At 46.2% G+C, this 15949-nt stretch carries 14 protein-coding genes and 1 riboswitch; of the genes, 3 read left to right on the forward strand and 11 right to left on the reverse strand.

Going from position 1 to position 15949, the window contains the following annotated elements; all coding sequences use genetic code 11:
• Positions 1-4: 4 nt before the first annotated feature.
• The 5 genes from L6I86_RS02500 to L6I86_RS02520 all read right to left on the reverse strand — a co-directional run bounded on the left by L6I86_RS02500 (position 5) and on the right by L6I86_RS02520 (position 6475).
• Positions 5-835 carry a response regulator transcription factor gene (locus L6I86_RS02500; RefSeq protein ID WP_236284335.1) on the reverse strand — a complete coding sequence of 277 codons (831 nt, stop codon included), beginning with the start codon at positions 833-835 and terminating at the stop codon, positions 5-7.
• On the reverse strand, positions 813-2528 hold the full coding sequence (locus L6I86_RS02505) for a sensor histidine kinase (protein ID WP_236284336.1): 1716 nt from the start codon (positions 2526-2528) through the stop codon (positions 813-815). Before L6I86_RS02505 ends, L6I86_RS02500 begins: the two co-directional genes overlap by 23 nt.
• A gap of 285 nt (positions 2529-2813) precedes the next feature.
• Complete coding sequence (locus L6I86_RS02510; RefSeq protein WP_236284337.1) at positions 2814-3758, reverse strand: ABC transporter substrate-binding protein; 945 nt, start codon at positions 3756-3758, stop codon at positions 2814-2816.
• A 30-nt stretch (positions 3759-3788) separates the two neighbouring features.
• Positions 3789-5453, reverse strand: a complete 1665-nt coding sequence (locus L6I86_RS02515; protein ID WP_236284338.1) for a response regulator — start codon at positions 5451-5453, stop codon at positions 3789-3791.
• A 155-nt stretch (positions 5454-5608) separates the two neighbouring features.
• Entirely contained in the window at positions 5609-6475 is an 867-nt protein-coding gene (locus tag L6I86_RS02520) for an AraC family transcriptional regulator (RefSeq protein ID WP_236284339.1), read from the reverse strand.
• 167 nt (positions 6476-6642) lie between these two features.
• Between L6I86_RS02520 and L6I86_RS02525 the strand changes: the two genes are divergently transcribed.
• From L6I86_RS02525 to L6I86_RS02535, 3 genes are all read left to right on the forward strand, one after another.
• Positions 6643-8157: a sulfatase family protein gene (locus L6I86_RS02525; RefSeq protein ID WP_236284340.1), complete on the forward strand. Its 1515-nt coding sequence runs from the start codon at positions 6643-6645 to the stop codon at positions 8155-8157.
• 228 nt (positions 8158-8385) lie between these two features.
• Positions 8386-9903 (forward strand): sensor histidine kinase, encoded by a 1518-nt coding sequence (locus tag L6I86_RS02530; RefSeq protein WP_236284341.1) that lies wholly within the window; start codon positions 8386-8388, stop codon positions 9901-9903.
• Positions 9900-10601 carry a response regulator transcription factor gene (locus L6I86_RS02535; protein ID WP_236284342.1) on the forward strand — a complete coding sequence of 234 codons (702 nt, stop codon included), beginning with the start codon at positions 9900-9902 and terminating at the stop codon, positions 10599-10601. Before L6I86_RS02530 ends, L6I86_RS02535 begins: the two co-directional genes overlap by 4 nt.
• Positions 10602-10770: 169 nt before the next feature.
• Here the strand turns inward: L6I86_RS02535 and L6I86_RS02540 are convergent, their stop codons facing one another.
• The 6 genes from L6I86_RS02540 to L6I86_RS02565 form a co-directional block, all read right to left on the reverse strand.
• Positions 10771-11841: an ABC transporter substrate-binding protein gene (locus tag L6I86_RS02540; RefSeq protein ID WP_236284343.1), complete on the reverse strand. Its 1071-nt coding sequence runs from the start codon at positions 11839-11841 to the stop codon at positions 10771-10773.
• 29 nt (positions 11842-11870) lie between these two features.
• On the reverse strand, positions 11871-12704 hold the full coding sequence (locus tag L6I86_RS02545; RefSeq protein WP_236284344.1) for an ABC transporter ATP-binding protein: 834 nt from the start codon (positions 12702-12704) through the stop codon (positions 11871-11873).
• Positions 12683-13450 carry an ABC transporter permease gene (locus tag L6I86_RS02550; protein WP_236284345.1) on the reverse strand — a complete coding sequence of 256 codons (768 nt, stop codon included), beginning with the start codon at positions 13448-13450 and terminating at the stop codon, positions 12683-12685. Before L6I86_RS02550 ends, L6I86_RS02545 begins: the two co-directional genes overlap by 22 nt.
• Positions 13451-13727: 277 nt before the next feature.
• Positions 13728-14240, reverse strand: a complete 513-nt coding sequence (locus L6I86_RS02555; protein ID WP_236284346.1) for a hypothetical protein — start codon at positions 14238-14240, stop codon at positions 13728-13730.
• A gap of 100 nt (positions 14241-14340) precedes the next feature.
• A riboswitch (SAM riboswitch) is annotated at positions 14341-14469 on the reverse strand.
• A 100-nt stretch (positions 14470-14569) separates the two neighbouring features.
• Entirely contained in the window at positions 14570-14797 is a 228-nt protein-coding gene (locus tag L6I86_RS02560; protein ID WP_236284347.1) for a helix-turn-helix domain-containing protein, read from the reverse strand.
• 125 nt (positions 14798-14922) lie between these two features.
• On the reverse strand, positions 14923-15949 hold a 1027-nt coding region (locus tag L6I86_RS02565; protein ID WP_236284348.1), incomplete at its 5' end, for an NAD(P)-dependent malic enzyme.

The following is a 15949-nucleotide window of genomic DNA, read 5'->3' on the forward strand; positions in this document are numbered from 1 at the left end:
CCTCTTAAACTTGAATTTGCTCATCTAGTGAACGATTTTTCACGACTACCCGGTTGCCGGAACTCATAAAATCTGTGGGAGATGTGCCTGCATACTTTTTAAACACATTGCAAAAATTCTTATATTCATTGAAGCCCGTCATATTGGCTATTTCGTATTTCCTACTTTTCCCAGCTGTAAGTAATTCAATTGCCTTTTGAATCCGATACTTGTTAAGAATATCCAAAAATGTTTGTGAAGTAGATTTCTTGAATTCACGGCTCAAGTAACTAGGACTAACGCCAAGTTCGTCAGCGATACCTTCAATGCTCAACTTTTGATGGTAATCGTTCTTAATTCGCTTGATGGTCTCGCCGACATAATAATTCAACTTTTTGTCGGCATGGATATACACATCCAACTCTACCAGCTTCATATCGCCAATCGTTTTTGTTTGTTGGATAATGTCATTGAAAACCTGATCTTGCCTGACCTCCTGCCTGATACTCTCGATGATTTCCTCAAGTTTCTCTTCATTTACAGGCTTTAATAAGTATTCGCACACCTTCAGCGAAATTGCTTTCTTGGCATATTCGAATTCTGAATAACTGGTCAGAAGGAGGGTGTGAAACGGATATAACCCCACTGCTTGTTCAATCATTTCTATGCCATTCATAACAGGCATTCTGATATCGGTAATCACCAAGTCCGGCCGCAGCTTCTTGATCAGCCCAAGGCCTTCCTCGCCGTTAGAGGCGTCTCCCACAATCAAACAGTGCATGGACAGCCAATCAATCGTATTCAAAAGCCCTTTTCTAATGATCTCTTCATCTTCAACGATTAACACCTTCAACATGTTCGCATTCCCCCCTGCTAGCCGGTAATGTAATCGTAACCACGGTTCCGCCATGTTGGCGGCTTGATATGCCGATCCCGTACTGATCGCCATACATGAGCTGTACTCTTCTGTGAACATTAAACAATCCCACATGCGAAGAATTGCTTTTATTGGTTGCAAGAATATCTCGCATTTTTTCTAGAACCTTCGGTTCCATTCCCTCGCCATCGTCAGTAATGGTGACTACCAGGTCGGATTCGTCTATCTTCGCATTAATCTGTACGGATAAGGACTGACGATCTGCAAAGCCATGCTTGATTGCATTCTCAATGATCGGCTGCACAATCAGCTTGGGAACAATGCATGCCAAAGCTTCTTCATCTACATCAATGCTGAAGTTGAATTTTTCTTTAAAACGGTATTTTTGAATGAACAGATAATTTTGAGTATATTTGATGTCCTCTCCCAGGCTAACCTCTGTAATCGTATTATTGATACTGTATCTTAACAATTCAGACAGGCCTACGATGATCTTGTTCACAGAGGACGGGTCCATAATAACCATGTATCGGATTGTTTCCAGCGTATTAAACAGAAAGTGAGGATTGAATTGGGATTCCAGTTGTTTGATTTCGGACAATACGTTTTGTCGAGCCTTTTCCTTGTTCAATTCAATTAAATTTTTGATATCAGTCAGCATCTGATTGTAGGCTTCTGCGAAAATTTGGAATTCATTATTCGTGTTAACATTGAGTCGAGTATCTAGTTTGCCGATTTGAACATTCTCGATGGCCCTTATGATGTCGTCAATGACCCGGGTTTTACTGCGGGCTATTTTCCTTGCCGATAGGAAAATCGTCAAGGCTAATATCACAAACAGCAATATTAACAGCACACCCGCCAATATAAGCGCCGAACTGAAATAACCGATCGAAGTGAACGTATAAATACTAATTTCCCCGTCAAGAATTTCCGTCCTCGTCACATAATGGCTGTCTGCTTTCAAATGGATAATACCGGACTTGTCCCTGAATTTGATGTCGATTTTTCCAAATTGATTGACTAGCAATTCATTCGTGGCTGCAATTACATATCCGTACTTGTCAGCTATAACGGCGCTGATCGAGTAATTTTGGCTGATCAGCTTGATCAAATCCATCTCATTCAAGTCAAAGGTGATAAATCCGGCAACACGGCCATCTTCAACAATCGCTTTACCAACTGACAAAGTCTGATTAACAGTAATAGCAGGCGGCCTTGCCAGAACTACCTTGTCCGGCGTTTCTAGCATTCTGCTAACAAATCCCCATTTCAATGCACTTTCGCCTTGTGCATACTCTGGGATCCGATTCGTGCTTTGGAGCCAAGGCTGCAAATGACTATCGAACACAAAGAAATTTGCTTTAATATCCATTTTGTTCACAAAGTCATAAAACTCTTCATACATGTCACTAATGGCTTGCTTCGAATCCAGATAGGCCAGAACTTCTGTCGATAATCGACCTGTTTGGTTCTGATAATTGCTTACAGTCTGCTCCACGGTTTTAGTTATTTGAGCGTTAACTGAATAGTTTCGAAAAACAATTGCCCTGTAAAGACCGAAAAACAACAGAAAATAACTGAATACTGCAATGATGATAACCGGAATAAGCGCATTTACAATAATTGTTTTCCTGATATCATCTCTATAATATTTGTAATTTGTTATCATTTTCCCTCCCCTACCATCGATACCAAAGTTCAAGAAATAAAAGACGACTACCGGATAATTCATTCTTTAGCCCGTAGCCGTCTTTATATCAGTAATTACCTAAACTCAAAAATTATAGGTTTCCTACTATATTATTTTTTAATTTTGTATTTTTGAATGATATTTTCATTCCAATTCATGATATTTTTATACATTGATGGATTACATTAACCTGCTCATTCAATCTCAAACCGATATCGATGTCTTCCCCCAAAAATCAATCACGATATGCATATATGACCCTGCCTACTTTCTATTTTTTTTCGTTATTTCCGGCACATAGATCATTTCATCCGTTCTTGGTTTGAAGTTGATCGACTTTTTAACTCCGTACAAGCTCATCTCATTGTCAGTTGTTAAAGTTGTTACATCTTCTTGTGCGTTGATGATATGAACCAAATCAGGAGGAATATTTACAGCAATATCACTTCCTCCTGCCAATAAATCGATGATTCGGCTCCTATCATCCGGAATTTTACGGAACACAACACGATCCCAAGCTTTGACACGTCCACCATAAAACTTATTATATGATTCCAATGTAAGATAATCGTCGTGCACCCATTCAACAAATTTAAAAGGGCCGGAACCAACAGGATGCGTTAGAAAATAATCAAAACCATTTCTTTCAATATAGTTCTTAGGCAATATACCCGAACCTAAGCTGGATAATCGGTTGAGCAGCGCAGGTTGCGGTCCATCCGTTAAGATTTGGAATCTCAGATTGTCAATCATTCTCACTTCTATGATTTGTTTATAGTTAGGGTATTCTCTAAGAGATTTGTCTTTGGCTACTCGTTCTAAGGTATACTTCACATCAGCAGCAGTTAATGGATCGCCACTATGAAAAGTAACATTTTTCTTTAATTTGAACTCCCAGGTCGTATCGTCGATGACTTTATAGCTTTCTACGAGATCCGGCTTGATTTCCATATCAGAACTCCGTTTAAACAAATAACTAAACATATTGATATGAATCGCTTCGGTCGAAATGGAATTGTGATTATGAATGTCAAAAGTGAGCATATCAGTCGGCATACCTATCGTCAGAATTTTGCTGTTTTTGTAATTACTTTTCTCTGTAGTCCGATGATCGGAAGTACCAAGAGGCTTGGAACATCCTGCAAAAACCATGATTGCACAGGAAAAGACAAGCAATTGCCTGGCCCATATTTTCCTGCTCGTAATCACTTTAGTGACCCCCTTTATTTCCTGAATCTCTCACACATCACCAATTTCACAATGCTTTTCGACAATCCGATCTGTTTTCACTTCTGTACCTAAACCAAGTCTCTCCTTATACACCTTCGGGCTTACACCCGTGACCTTCTTAAACACTCGGCTAAAGTGCTCGGCATTCACATAACCGATCTTTTCAGACAGATCAATGATTTTATATCCCTTTTTTAACAAGCGTTTAGACTCTTCGATACGTAAATTCGTTAAATATTGAACGAAACTTTCGCCGACATTCTTCATAAATAGCCTGCTTAAATAATTTTCACTGACCCCAACCCATTGGCTGACCATATTTAGACTCAATTCTTCACAATAATGCTGATGAATGAACTCTTTCGCCTTCTCAACGATACTATAGGGCGCATTTGTTTTTGGGCTTAACTCATGTATATACCGATAAATATCTGAACAAACTTGCTTGATCCATACGATTGTGTCCTCAAAGGTATGAAATTCTTTCAACTGTTCAAAGGGATGACAATGGTCGAATACTCCCCCCCATCGAACATCTTGGGTATACAGTAATGCTCCAAGCTCCCATAGGAAATCAATTAAAATCAACCTTGTTTCATGAACATCCCATCTTGCTTTTTCTTTCAGCAGCTTCACACTTCGGTCAAATTCAAGCTCCCATTGCACTTCATACTCCTGTTGAAGCAAACGTACAATCTCCATACTTTTCGCTTTTAGCTTAATTCGTAGATCAGCGCTAGTTTCCTTACCTAATTTGATTTCACTCTCGGGGTAGAAGAATTTGTCATAACCTTCAAAAAAGCTCAAAGAAACTAGGCCTCGCGCCTGATTCATTAACCTTTGCCAATGCTTTCTCCCATCAACGATATCACTAATTCCCATTGCCACACGGATATTCATATACTGCTCAAGTCTAGTTTTGATTAGGGAGAGCGCAGCGTGAATACGCTCACGAATCATGATTTCACTTCTGAGCTGCGGAACCGTTAGCAGAATGAATATTTCGTTCGGGTTCTCATCATAAACGATATGCTTGAATACAGCCGAGTCCATCTCTGCTTTAATCGTCTGCTTAATCGCCTTCTTCGAAGTCATCTCCGCTGGGCTTGAGAGCGACACCGCAACGGCCACTTGATTGATCTCGCCCAGCCAATTGCATACTTCAGAAACGATTCGGGCATACGCCATTACATTCGATTGGATATCTAATGTGAGCAGCCCGGCGATCACTTTGTCTGTACCTACTTTTTCTTCATGGATCACTTGTGAATCATTCGAGGCACCGAGCTTTTCTAGCTTTTGCCGTGCTTTTTGCAGAACAGGCAGCATGTACTCCTCGTCCATATCTACTTTTACAATATAATCAAAGGCTCCGAGTAAAAAGGCTTCACGAACATAACTAAAATCACGATATGCGCTTAGGATAATTGGTATTGGCTTTTTCATTGCATCTAAAGATTGAATAGCACCTAACAGTTCAATTCCGTTCATTTTCGGCATTTGAATATCTAACAGCAATATATCGATATCATTACGCGCTTGTAAAATAGCCAAAGCTTCCAGGCCATCATTAGCCTCAGCTACAATCTCCATATCTAGTTCTTTCCATACAATCATTTGGTGCATGGTCATTCTCACAAGGGGCTCATCGTCTACGATCATAACTTTATACATACATTCATCATTCCCCTAAATATATAGATGAAGCTGATCTGAACTATGATCCCTTCCTACATTTCTGTGATCGCTTTCATTTTAGCCCATAACAAAAAGCCCCAACAGGTTGAAAAAATTTCAACCTATCTAACAAGGGCTCTTTCTCTCTTTTCTTATCCGCCCGATCCACTCCTATACTTCGTCGGCGATAGCCCGAAGTAAGATGTGAATGCGCGCGTGAATGCGTATAGATCGGGATAGCCGAGGAACAGGGCTATTTCGGTTACAAGCTTATCCGTTTCGCGAAGCAGCTGTGCGCCCTTGTCCATCTTGAGCCGCTGCATGTACTGAATGGGCGATACGCCCATCCGCTCAGCGAACACTCCCGAGAAATGCGATCGATGCACGCCGACGTAATGAGCGGCATCCTCGACCGAAACGCCTTCAAAAACATGTGTGTTTATGAAATCCACGCTTTTCTCCAGCCATGCCGTTCGCGTTTGCTTTTTGGACGGCATTGCGGGAGAAGGCGCCAATCGCGCGAATAGCCCGTAAAGCAAACCGATCGCCTGTAGACGTCCGCCTTCGGCATCGGGATCCCGAATCGCATGCAACAGCCGTCTCAGTATGTCCTCGGTCTCCTTGTTCAGTGCTCCACGTACGAACGGCATGTCTTGGCTCATTCCGATTGTTTCCAGCAGCTTAACCGCGTGCTGGCCGTCGAAGGCAATCCAAGTCATCTCCAGCTGCAACACGACCGGGTCAATTTTATATTCGTAGACGGCTCGTGGAAACATTCCGAAAAGATCTCCCTTTTTAAGCTCGATTTGCCGGTCCTTATTAGTAAACTGTACCTGGCCTTCCCTTACAAAATGAATACTACAGCACTCGATCCACTTCGGTCCCGCCTTATAGTTCGGCTTGGCCTCACATCTTCCTGCGCGCAGCGGCCACAAACCACCTTCCTTCTCCAACACGGAAGGGGTGCAATAGATCAATTCCGCATACTCCATATCGTACTCCTTCATTCGCAGGCGCATCATCCTGCCTCCTTTCAGCCGTTTATTCCATTTCTATAGCTTAGCCTACACCCGACATAATGACAAATCGTTGCGACATATTGGCATTCCGATCCGGGCACCCTATCCTTTACAATAAAAGCAAAAAGAAGCGCTTATCGCAGCGAAGTACGAGGAGGAGATATTGCATGAAAAAACCAAACATTCTGCTTATTACGAGCGATCAGCAGCATTGGAATACGATCGGGGCCTTCCAGCCCGAAATTTCCACGCCGAATCTGGATAGGCTTGTCCACGAAGGGACGACGTTCACGCGGGCCTATTGCCCGAATCCGACATGCACGCCGACGCGAGCTTCCATCATTACCGGCCAGTACCCGAGCCAGCACGGCGCTTGGACGCTTGGCACGAAGCTTCTCGAGGATCGTCATACAGTCGGAGAAGATTTCCAAGCGGGCGGTTACCGTACGGCCTTGATCGGGAAAGCGCATTTTCAACAGCTGGGAGCTACCGAGGATTACCCGTCTCTCGAATCGTACGAATATTTGAAGGATCACGAATTTTGGCGGACCTTTCACGGACCGTTCTACGGCTTCGAGCATATCGAGCTGACGCGCAACCATACAAACGAATTTCTGGTAGGCCAGCACTATGTGAATTGGCTTGAGGACAAAGGCTGCGCCAACTGGCGCGACTATTTCACTTCTCCTACCGGAACGATGGATCCGAACCATCTCTTTTCGTGGGATATTCCGGAGGAATACCATTACGATACGTGGATTGCCGAACGGACGAACGCAATGCTTGAGCAATATAAAAATGACGATGAACCGTTCTTCCTCTGGTCGAGCTTCTTCGATCCGCATCCGCCGTATTTGGCTTCCGCGCCATGGGATACGATGTATGACCCGGATCAGCTGACCATCCCGGTTGTCACACCCGGCGAGCATGACAAAAATCCGCCCCACTTCGGCATGACGCAGCTCGAAAGCCCGGATTTTTCAGCTTGGAGGGAAAGCGGCTTGGCAATTCACGGCTATCACTCGCACACGACGCACTATTCGGAGGACGAAAGCAAAAAGCTGGTCGCCGTGTACTACGGCATGATCAGCCTGATGGACAAATATATCGGCAAAATTCTCGACAAGCTCGACGAGCTGGGTATTGCGGACAATACGATTGTCGTCTTTACGACCGACCACGGTCACTTCTTCGGCCAGCACGGCCTGCAGTTCAAAGGCGGCTTCCATTACGAGGACTTGATCAAGCTGCCGTTCCTTGTCCGGTATCCGGGACATGTTCCAGCTGGAGAAACAAACGGCGCTATTCAATCGCTCGTGGATTTGGCGCCGACGTTCCTTAACTTTGCCGGCCTTCCGGTTCCGCATATCATGTCAGGGATCGATCAAAGCCAAGTATGGCTCGGCAAGCAGTCCCAGGCGCGCAACCATGCCTTGGTCGAATTCCGCCACGAGGCGGCGACCATTCATCAGAAAACGTACGTGGAGGCCCGCTACAAGCTAACCGTGTACTATAACCAAACGTACGGCGAGCTGTTCGATCTGGAGACGGACCCAGGCGAGCTTGACAACAAATGGGACGATCCCGCTTACCGGGTGCTGAAAATGGAGCTTCTGCTCAAATACGCATGGGCGGGTTTGGGCGCTGAGCCGATGCCGATGCCGCGCGTTTCGGGAGCGTAGGAGCTTCACAGCTCAAGATATTTAAAGTGAATAGTGACCACTCGGTTCGTTAGGCGTGATGGGATCAGGGGCAGTACCAAAAGTCGATAGTTGGCTTTTGGCACTGCCCCGCTTGTCTTGTGCTGATCCCCTACGATGTGAAACGCTTTGGAGACAGCCTCATCTTTACTTGCGAATGTGGTAAACTAATAGGATCGCATTTAAAAACCGATCGGAGGCCGCGCAACGATGACGATTCTTTTGTTTCTAGTTATGGCGGCGGCCATTTCGCTTTTCATCGTAAAAGCGAACAAGCCGTCCGCTTATTGGATGGCGCTCGTTCTGCTCGGCTGGTTTCTCAGCATGTCCGGACTCATTCTGTTCATCGCCAAATACGGCGGCTTTTATTACCGCGTCAATATCGTGCTTTTTTTCAATGACTACATCCGCAATCTTCTGCTGCATTCGCCTTTCTCGCTCGAAACCATAAGCCGCATGATCACGGTCGGCCGCTCCTTGTTTATTTACAGCTTGCTCGGCTTATCCGTGTCGCTATTTTATTATCGTCCATTCCGGCAAACCTTGAAGCTGCACGCCCTTAACGCGATACTGCCGCTTTGCAACATATTGTTTTACGACCCACATCTGTACAAACAAGCGCTTGGCATCCTAAGCCGGGAATCGACGTACGTGATCGGCTGGCTGACCCGTGGTTGGCTGATCGGATCCGCATTGGTGGCGATTACGTTAGTGATTTTGCGTTACAAGCGCAGTACGGTGCCTTGGAGCAAAAAGCAGATCCAGCATATTTTGTACGGCGTGTTCGCTCTCATGCTGTTTTACTTTTACCTCGGCTTTATGGGGCCGCTCCAGGTGACCGACGTGCGTACGTATTACGTACTGTATTCCGACTTTTCCAATTTCAATCCGCCGCTGACGCTGTTTGAATGGTATTTGAGCATCATCGTCACCGGCATTTTCTCGGCGATCAGCATCATCTCGATCTGGCGATACACAGAAATCGAAAAGCAGCTGGGCCGTACCGATTTGCAGCTGGAGCGCAAGCTGAAGACGGCCAACATGGGCGCACGCGTTTTTACGCACGGGATCAAAAATCAGCTCCTGATGGTTCAACTGCTAATCAACCAATCGATCAAAGCCAATGCGCCAGTTAATCCGGAAGCGGCAAACCAAAAGCTACATAAAGCGTCGGAAATCGTATCCCATACGATGAAGCGGCTCGACCAGCTATATAACACGTTCAAAACGACTCATCTCCAGTTGAAGCCAATTTCTGCCCGAGAGCTTTTGCTCAAGCTTCAGGAACGAATCCAAGCCGTGCCCGAGCATGTTCGGCTAAAGATCGAGCCGCCTGAATTGCCGATTTTGATTTTAATGGACGAAGCCCATTTGATCGAAGCTCTGTACAATATCATCAACAATGCAATTGAAGCGATTCCTGAGGAGAAGAACGGTCGAGTAAATGTTTCAACTTATGTGGAAGAGGAATGGGTCATTATCACGATCACCGATAATGGCGTCGGCATCGCCAAAGACCAGCTCGAGACGATTTTCGATCCGTTTTACACGAGCAAAAATACGACCAGAAATTGGGGCGTCGGCCTCTCTTACGCGAATTATATCATTAGCGGGCATTACGGACGGATTCATGTGGAAAGCTTGTCTGGTGAAGGAAGCATGTTCCAAGTGATCGTTCCCGTTTATTTCATTCAATTGCCCGAAGCGGAAAAGGAGGGAAAGCGATGAGCAAGCCGATACGCGTTGTTATAGCCGAGGATCTTGACGTGCTGCGAGAACATTTCTGCGAGCTGGTCGCTGGGGAAGCAGACATGGAGGTCGTTGGACTTGCCACAAGCGGCAAACTGGCCGTACAGCTGGCGCTGGAGAAAGCTCCGGACGTCATACTGATGGACATTGAAATGGAAGTCAAGCATGCCGGCATCGCAGCCGCGCAAACGGTGCTGGAGCAAAGCCCCCAGATCCGGATCGTGTTTCTGACCATGCATGAAGATGACGAAACGGTGTTCAACGCTTTCGAAATCGGCGCTTTCGATTACGTACTCAAGACATCAAGTAGCGAAGAGATCGTTGCCGCTATCCGCTCCGCGCACCAAGGCATCTCACAAATCCGGCCCGAAATCGCCTACAAGGTCAAGAACGAATTCGCGCGTATCCGTAAAAACCAAGCAATCCTGTTTGACGCCACGCTTATTTTGTCGCAGCTGACGCCGACGGAATCAGAAATTCTCGATTTGCTCATGAAGGAAATGAAAATCGGCGAAATCGCCAAGCACCGGCAGGTCGAGATGTCTACAATTAAGTCGCAAATCAACGTGATTCTCAAAAAGTTCAAAAAAAAGCGCACGAAGGAAGTCGTCGCTTTACTCAGACAGTTGAACGTCACCCCGCTGCTGTACAAGCCGAGAGGTGCCGGGGAGAGGTGATACCGCTGCAGCATGCCTAGGCTTCTACCTGATTTTATAACGAGTACATATCCAATTAAAACAAAACAAGTTGGCACCGATAGCGTATCGGTGCCAACTTGCCGCATATGCAGTTTTCATTGTCTACACTTGGGGTCCTGACCAGTGCAATTTCACATGCTTTCGTTTTTTACTTGGACGCATTCAGAAACGGTTGAGGCGCTATGAACTTGTCCGCCGGAACGATTTCGGTCATTTTTTCCGTCGCCACGAACAACTTTTCGAGATTCTCGTACCATTTGTTCGCCGAGCCATCCTGTAACGCCTCAGCAATTTTTTTGGACTCCATCCACTCGATGCCCTTCCGCTGCTCACGGAGAGAAGCTTCAGGCACTTGCGTATAAGCAGCCGTCAGCTTGATCGTTTCTTCTACGTTTTGAAGCTTATAATCGTTAGCTTTGATCCAAGCTTTAAGGAATTTTTCGACCGCTTCCGGCTTTTCTTTCAGAAATTTCGGGCTAACGACCCAGCTCGCTGGAAACACATAATCGGGATAAAACGTCTTGTTGTCGCCAAGTTTGATAATGTTGTCTTTGCCAACCTGCTTCTCAATCTCCGCCGTGTAAGGGGACCAAATCGCCACCGCATCGACTTTGTTCGCTACGAAAGAGGTAATGGCGCCCGCTACGTCCATGTTGACGATGTTAATGTCACTTGCCTTAAGACCGCCTTTCTCCAAGCCGAGGTTCAAAATCATTTCTCCCGACGTTCCCTTCGGTACTCCGATCGTCTTTCCTTTCAGATCTTTCCAATCGGTAACGCCAGACTTTTTCGTGGCAAGCACCATATCGCTTAAGCTGAAGCTCATCGGCATCAGAATTGTTCCTTTGCCTTGCGCGGCAAGGAAAGTCGCCCCGGCCCCGATGTACGCGATGTCCAAATCACCTGCAGCCATCGCTTGGAATTCCGGCGGACCGCTCAAAAATTTGACTGGCGTTACCTTAACACCTTCTTCCTTGAAGAAGCCCTTCTCCTCCCCGAGCACGATTGGAGGCGAGCCGTTCAAGTCGGGGAGATAGCCTACGCGAATCTCGGATACTTCCTGCTTTTTGGCGCTGCCACTCGTTGCCGGCGAAGGCTTTTGCGCGTTGCCTGCCGGTGTGCCGTTTGAGCCGCAAGCGCTGATCGCCAGCATGGCGGATAATACGATGGACGTGAACGCGACGGATTTCCCTTTGAATAAAGACAACCTTTTTCTCATAACAGACCTCTCCCTTTTAGGTGATTCGCTCACTTCTTATATTCCATGTATTCGCGGTAAACTTTCTCCCAGATTTCGTTCTTGATCTGAATGAATCGCTCATCGAGCTTCGTCGCTTGGTTGCGCGGATACGGAATATCGACGTTAATGATTTCTTTGATTCGCCCCGGACGGGCACTCATGACGATAACCTTCTGAGCGAGAATGACAGCCTCTTCGACATCATGCGTAATAAAGAAGCAAGTCCGCTTCTCGCTCTGCCAGGTGTTCAGCAACTCCTCCTGCAGCTGCGCCCGCGTCTGTGCGTCGAGCGCGCCGAATGGCTCATCCATCAGCAGCACTTCGGGCTGTACCGCATAAGCTCTTGCAATCGCCACCCGCTGCTTCATGCCGCCAGACAGCTCCTTCGGATACGCCTGGGCAAAATCCTTCAGCCCGACCATCTCGATGTAGTGCTCGGCCCGCTCACGGCGTTCCGCTTTGCTGTAACCTCTCAGCTTTAAGCCGAATTCGACGTTCTTCAGCACCGTCTTCCATGGAAACAAAGCGTATTGCTGGAAAACGACACCGCGCTCCTTCCCCGGTCCTTTCACTTCTTTCCCGTCCACCGTTACGGAGCCGCTGGAAGCATGCTCCAGCCCTGCGATAATGTTGAGCAGTGTCGTTTTGCCACAGCCGCTCGGTCCAACGACGCAAACGAATTCATTCTCATTGATCGTTAAGTTCGTATTTTGCAAAGCGACGACGTCGCCGTTGCGGCCATTGTATATTTTGGACAAATCCTTGATTTCTATTTTCGGTACTGCCGGTACAGCCAGTTCCGCCGACGATATGCCTGTTACTATTTCCGCAGCTCTTGCCATCCAGTTAGCCTCCTCTCAAGATACAGTACGCCTTTATCCATCAAAAGCCCGATCACTCCGATTACGATAATACCTAGAATAACGACGTCCATCCGGAAGTAAAGGCTTGCCTCCATAATCATGTTACCCAGTCCTTTGGAAGCGCCGGTCAGCTCTGCCGCTACGAGCGTCGTCCAAGCGCTGGCAAGACCAAGCCTGACGCCGATGAGAATGTACGGGAACGATGCCGGAACGATGACTTCGAAGAAAATGTCCCGGTCCCGTGCGCCCAACACGCGGGCCGCTTTGATCAAGGTCGGATCGACGTTGCGCACACCTTGATAAATCGAGATAACCATCACCAGGAAAGTCGAAACGAAAATGACGGTAATCTTCGCGGATTCGCCTACCCCTTGCGCCACGATAACGAGCGGGATCAGGGCAATCGGCGGAATCGTCCGGAAAAACTGGATCCATGGCTCGACGATCGATCGGATCGGATTATACCAGCCCATAAGGAACGCTATCGGTATGGCCGCCGCAAGGCCCAAGCTGAAGCCTCCGAGTACGCGGAACAGGCTGACGTAAATATTTTGCCAAAGCCTTCCGCTTGTTAGCTCGGTCCAGAAAGATTTTACTATGGTCACCGGATCAGTCAAAATAGCGCCTATTGCAGGAATTTTGGCCATGGCGAACCAGACAGCAATCCCGATGACGAACGATGCGATTGTTAATAGTTGCGTTTTACTTTTGTTTGTTTGGCCCATCACGTCATCTTCCTTTCTCTACGTTGTTTTACATGTTTCTGCGGGTTGGAGGGAACCGGCAAGCAAAGCATGATGCCAGCCTCCTTTAAAATGACACCGTTTTCTGTGATCGCTTTCATTTTAGCCCATATCAAAAAACCACGATAGGTTGAAATAATTTCAACCTTTTTGGGACAGCTTAATCGTATATTTTTCTCGAAACTAGGAAAACACGCCTATCGAATGTCATTAGAAGACAAAAGCCAGGTCCCCCATGGAGACCCAGCTTTTTCGGATTTTAGAAAATGACGTATGCTTGCGTATGGTCAAATAAGTAGGCTCGATCCCAGTAGTAGCTTTGATCCTTGTTGATTTTTGATGTCAGCCCAAGTTTTCCATTTAAATTCATTAATGCAGACGCAATTAGTTCCGATCTCAAGGGTCCCCATTCTGCTTGTTTTTCTCGAACGTAGTTCAAGCCCTCAATCAAGGTCAGACCTTTTATTCGTTGCATAGGAGCAGCCCACAAAGCCATATCACCCTTCATGCTGTTACAAGGGATCGCAAATTCCTTTACCCCCCATACTCCCGTCTTAGTAGAGATCGCAATGAGCCCACAGACATAATCTGTGCTGTTTTCAAAGAAGTGCTTTTCTGTAAGCTCACTGTCAAATCGAAAACATTCTATGTAGGTAATAGGTAGAGTACGAGTATCACGGTGATAGTCGATTGTTTCATTCATCGTTATAGTAGTGTTCCCTTGGTTTGAAATCTCTTTGGCTGACAGATTGTCAGGTAGTGTGATTGCCATACTGTCCCTCCTGTTAGACGAGTTTAGTTTGTTAAAGAAAACAAAAATGACCTTCTCTGGGATTAGAGAAAGGTCATAAAAATTTAAAGTCAGATCCTCACTCTTATCTCCCAGATTCGCATCATACAGCGTTTCTGCAAGAATTAGCACCGTGCATTCCTTTGTTAACAAAGGTTTGTCGGTTGCCGGGTATCATCGGGCTAGTCCCTCCACCTACTCTTGATAAGAAAAATGTCCATATTCAATTATTTTTATATTACTATAAAGTTCTCTGATGTCAAGGATTTAATGCCTGATCACCAATATCCGAAGGGACAACCATTTAGAGGCTAACTTTGATCTGTTTTCATTTCTGTACCTAAACCAAGACTCTCCCTATACACCTTCGGACTTACACCCGTGACCTTCTTAAACACTCGGCTAAAGTGCTCGGCATTCACATAACCGATCTTTTCAGACAGATCAATGATTTTATATCCCTTTTTTAACAAGCGTTTAGACTCTTCGATACGTAAATTCGTCACATATTGAATGAAACTCTCGCTGACATTCTTCATCCATATCTAGTTCTTTCCATACAATCATTTGGTGCATGGTCAATCTCACAAGGGGCTCATCGTCTACGATCATAACTTTATACAAGTATCATCATTCCCCAAATAATTTAAGCACCGGCCTCGTCCTAATTGGATTCTCTCAACCTTTTTCGGGCAACCCCTGTACGGTAAGCAGCATCAATCACAGCTTCTCTTACTTTTTCAACTACCTTCTGGTTAAATACGCTAGGTATGATATACGTTTCGTTCAATTCATCATCTGACACAACCGATGCAATTGCGTGTGCTGCCGCAAGCTTCATCGCTTCATTGATTTCGCTTGCCCTGCAATCCAAAGCTCCTCGGAAAATGCCCGGGAAGCACAGAACATTATTGATCTGATTGGGTTTATCAGACCTTCCCGTAGCCATGACTCTTACGTAAGGCTTGGCCTGCTCTGGATCGATCTCTGGAATCGGGTTCGCCATTGCGAAGACGATCGGGTCTTTAGCCATGGACTTCACATGATCCACTGTTAAAATATTCGGAGCTGATACGCCGATAAAAACATCGGCATTCTTAATCACGTCGGACAAGCTGCCTACCTCCAAGTTCGGATTCGTCAATTGTGCAAACGCTGCCCAATGCGGGTTGTCGTAATGAGATTCCCGCTGAATGGCGCCAAAGCGGTCCACACCGATCAAATTATGCACACCAGCGGCGAGCAGCATCTTAGAGCAAGCGATGCCTGCTGCGCCAATACCGTTCACTACAACTTTAATATCCGCCATTTGTTTGCCGGTAATTTTGAGCGCATTCAACAATCCAGCCAGAAGAACGACAGCCGTTCCGTGCTGGTCGTCGTGAAACACCGGAATATCGAGTTCCTGTTTCAACCGCTCCTCAATTTCGAAGCAGCGCGGTGATGAAATATCCTCCAGATTGATGCCACCGAATGCCGGAGCCAATGCTTTGACAATGCGAACAATTTCGTCAGGGTCCTTTGTGTCCAGACAAATCGGAAATGCGTCAACACCTGCGAATTCCTTGAACAGCATTGCCTTGCCTTCCATCACTGGCATGGCTGCCATCGGTCCGATATCGCCAAGCCCAAGTACAGCCGTTCCATCCGACACGACCGCGATCATATTCCTTTTGATCGTCAATGAGTAG

The sequence above is a fragment of the Paenibacillus allorhizoplanae genome, assembly GCF_927798215.1.
GTDB classification, from domain to species: Bacteria; Bacillota; Bacilli; order Paenibacillales; family NBRC-103111; genus Paenibacillus_E; species Paenibacillus_E allorhizoplanae.

What these genes read in the sequence shown, in the direction of transcription:
- L6I86_RS02525 (WP_236284340.1), top strand. Translation starts at nt 6,643, where the DNA reads ATGAAAAAACCAAACATTCTGCTTATTACGAGCGATCAGCAGCATTGG.
- L6I86_RS02545 (WP_236284344.1), bottom strand. Translation starts at nt 12,704, where the DNA reads ATGGCAAGAGCTGCGGAAATAGTAACAGGCATATCGTCGGCGGAACTG.
- L6I86_RS02560 (WP_236284347.1), bottom strand. Translation starts at nt 14,797, where the DNA reads ATGAAGAATGTCAGCGAGAGTTTCATTCAATATGTGACGAATTTACGT.
- L6I86_RS02530 (WP_236284341.1), top strand. Translation starts at nt 8,386, where the DNA reads ATGACGATTCTTTTGTTTCTAGTTATGGCGGCGGCCATTTCGCTTTTC.
- L6I86_RS02500 (WP_236284335.1), bottom strand. Translation starts at nt 835, where the DNA reads ATGTTGAAGGTGTTAATCGTTGAAGATGAAGAGATCATTAGAAAAGGG.
- L6I86_RS02520 (WP_236284339.1), bottom strand. Translation starts at nt 6,475, where the DNA reads ATGCGCCTGCGAATGAAGGAGTACGATATGGAGTATGCGGAATTGATC.
- L6I86_RS02550 (WP_236284345.1), bottom strand. Translation starts at nt 13,450, where the DNA reads ATGGGCCAAACAAACAAAAGTAAAACGCAACTATTAACAATCGCATCG.
- L6I86_RS02555 (WP_236284346.1), bottom strand. Translation starts at nt 14,240, where the DNA reads ATGGCAATCACACTACCTGACAATCTGTCAGCCAAAGAGATTTCAAAC.
- L6I86_RS02505 (WP_236284336.1), bottom strand. Translation starts at nt 2,528, where the DNA reads ATGATAACAAATTACAAATATTATAGAGATGATATCAGGAAAACAATT.
- L6I86_RS02540 (WP_236284343.1), bottom strand. Translation starts at nt 11,841, where the DNA reads ATGAGAAAAAGGTTGTCTTTATTCAAAGGGAAATCCGTCGCGTTCACG.
- L6I86_RS02515 (WP_236284338.1), bottom strand. Translation starts at nt 5,453, where the DNA reads ATGTATAAAGTTATGATCGTAGACGATGAGCCCCTTGTGAGAATGACC.
- L6I86_RS02535 (WP_236284342.1), top strand. Translation starts at nt 9,900, where the DNA reads ATGAGCAAGCCGATACGCGTTGTTATAGCCGAGGATCTTGACGTGCTG.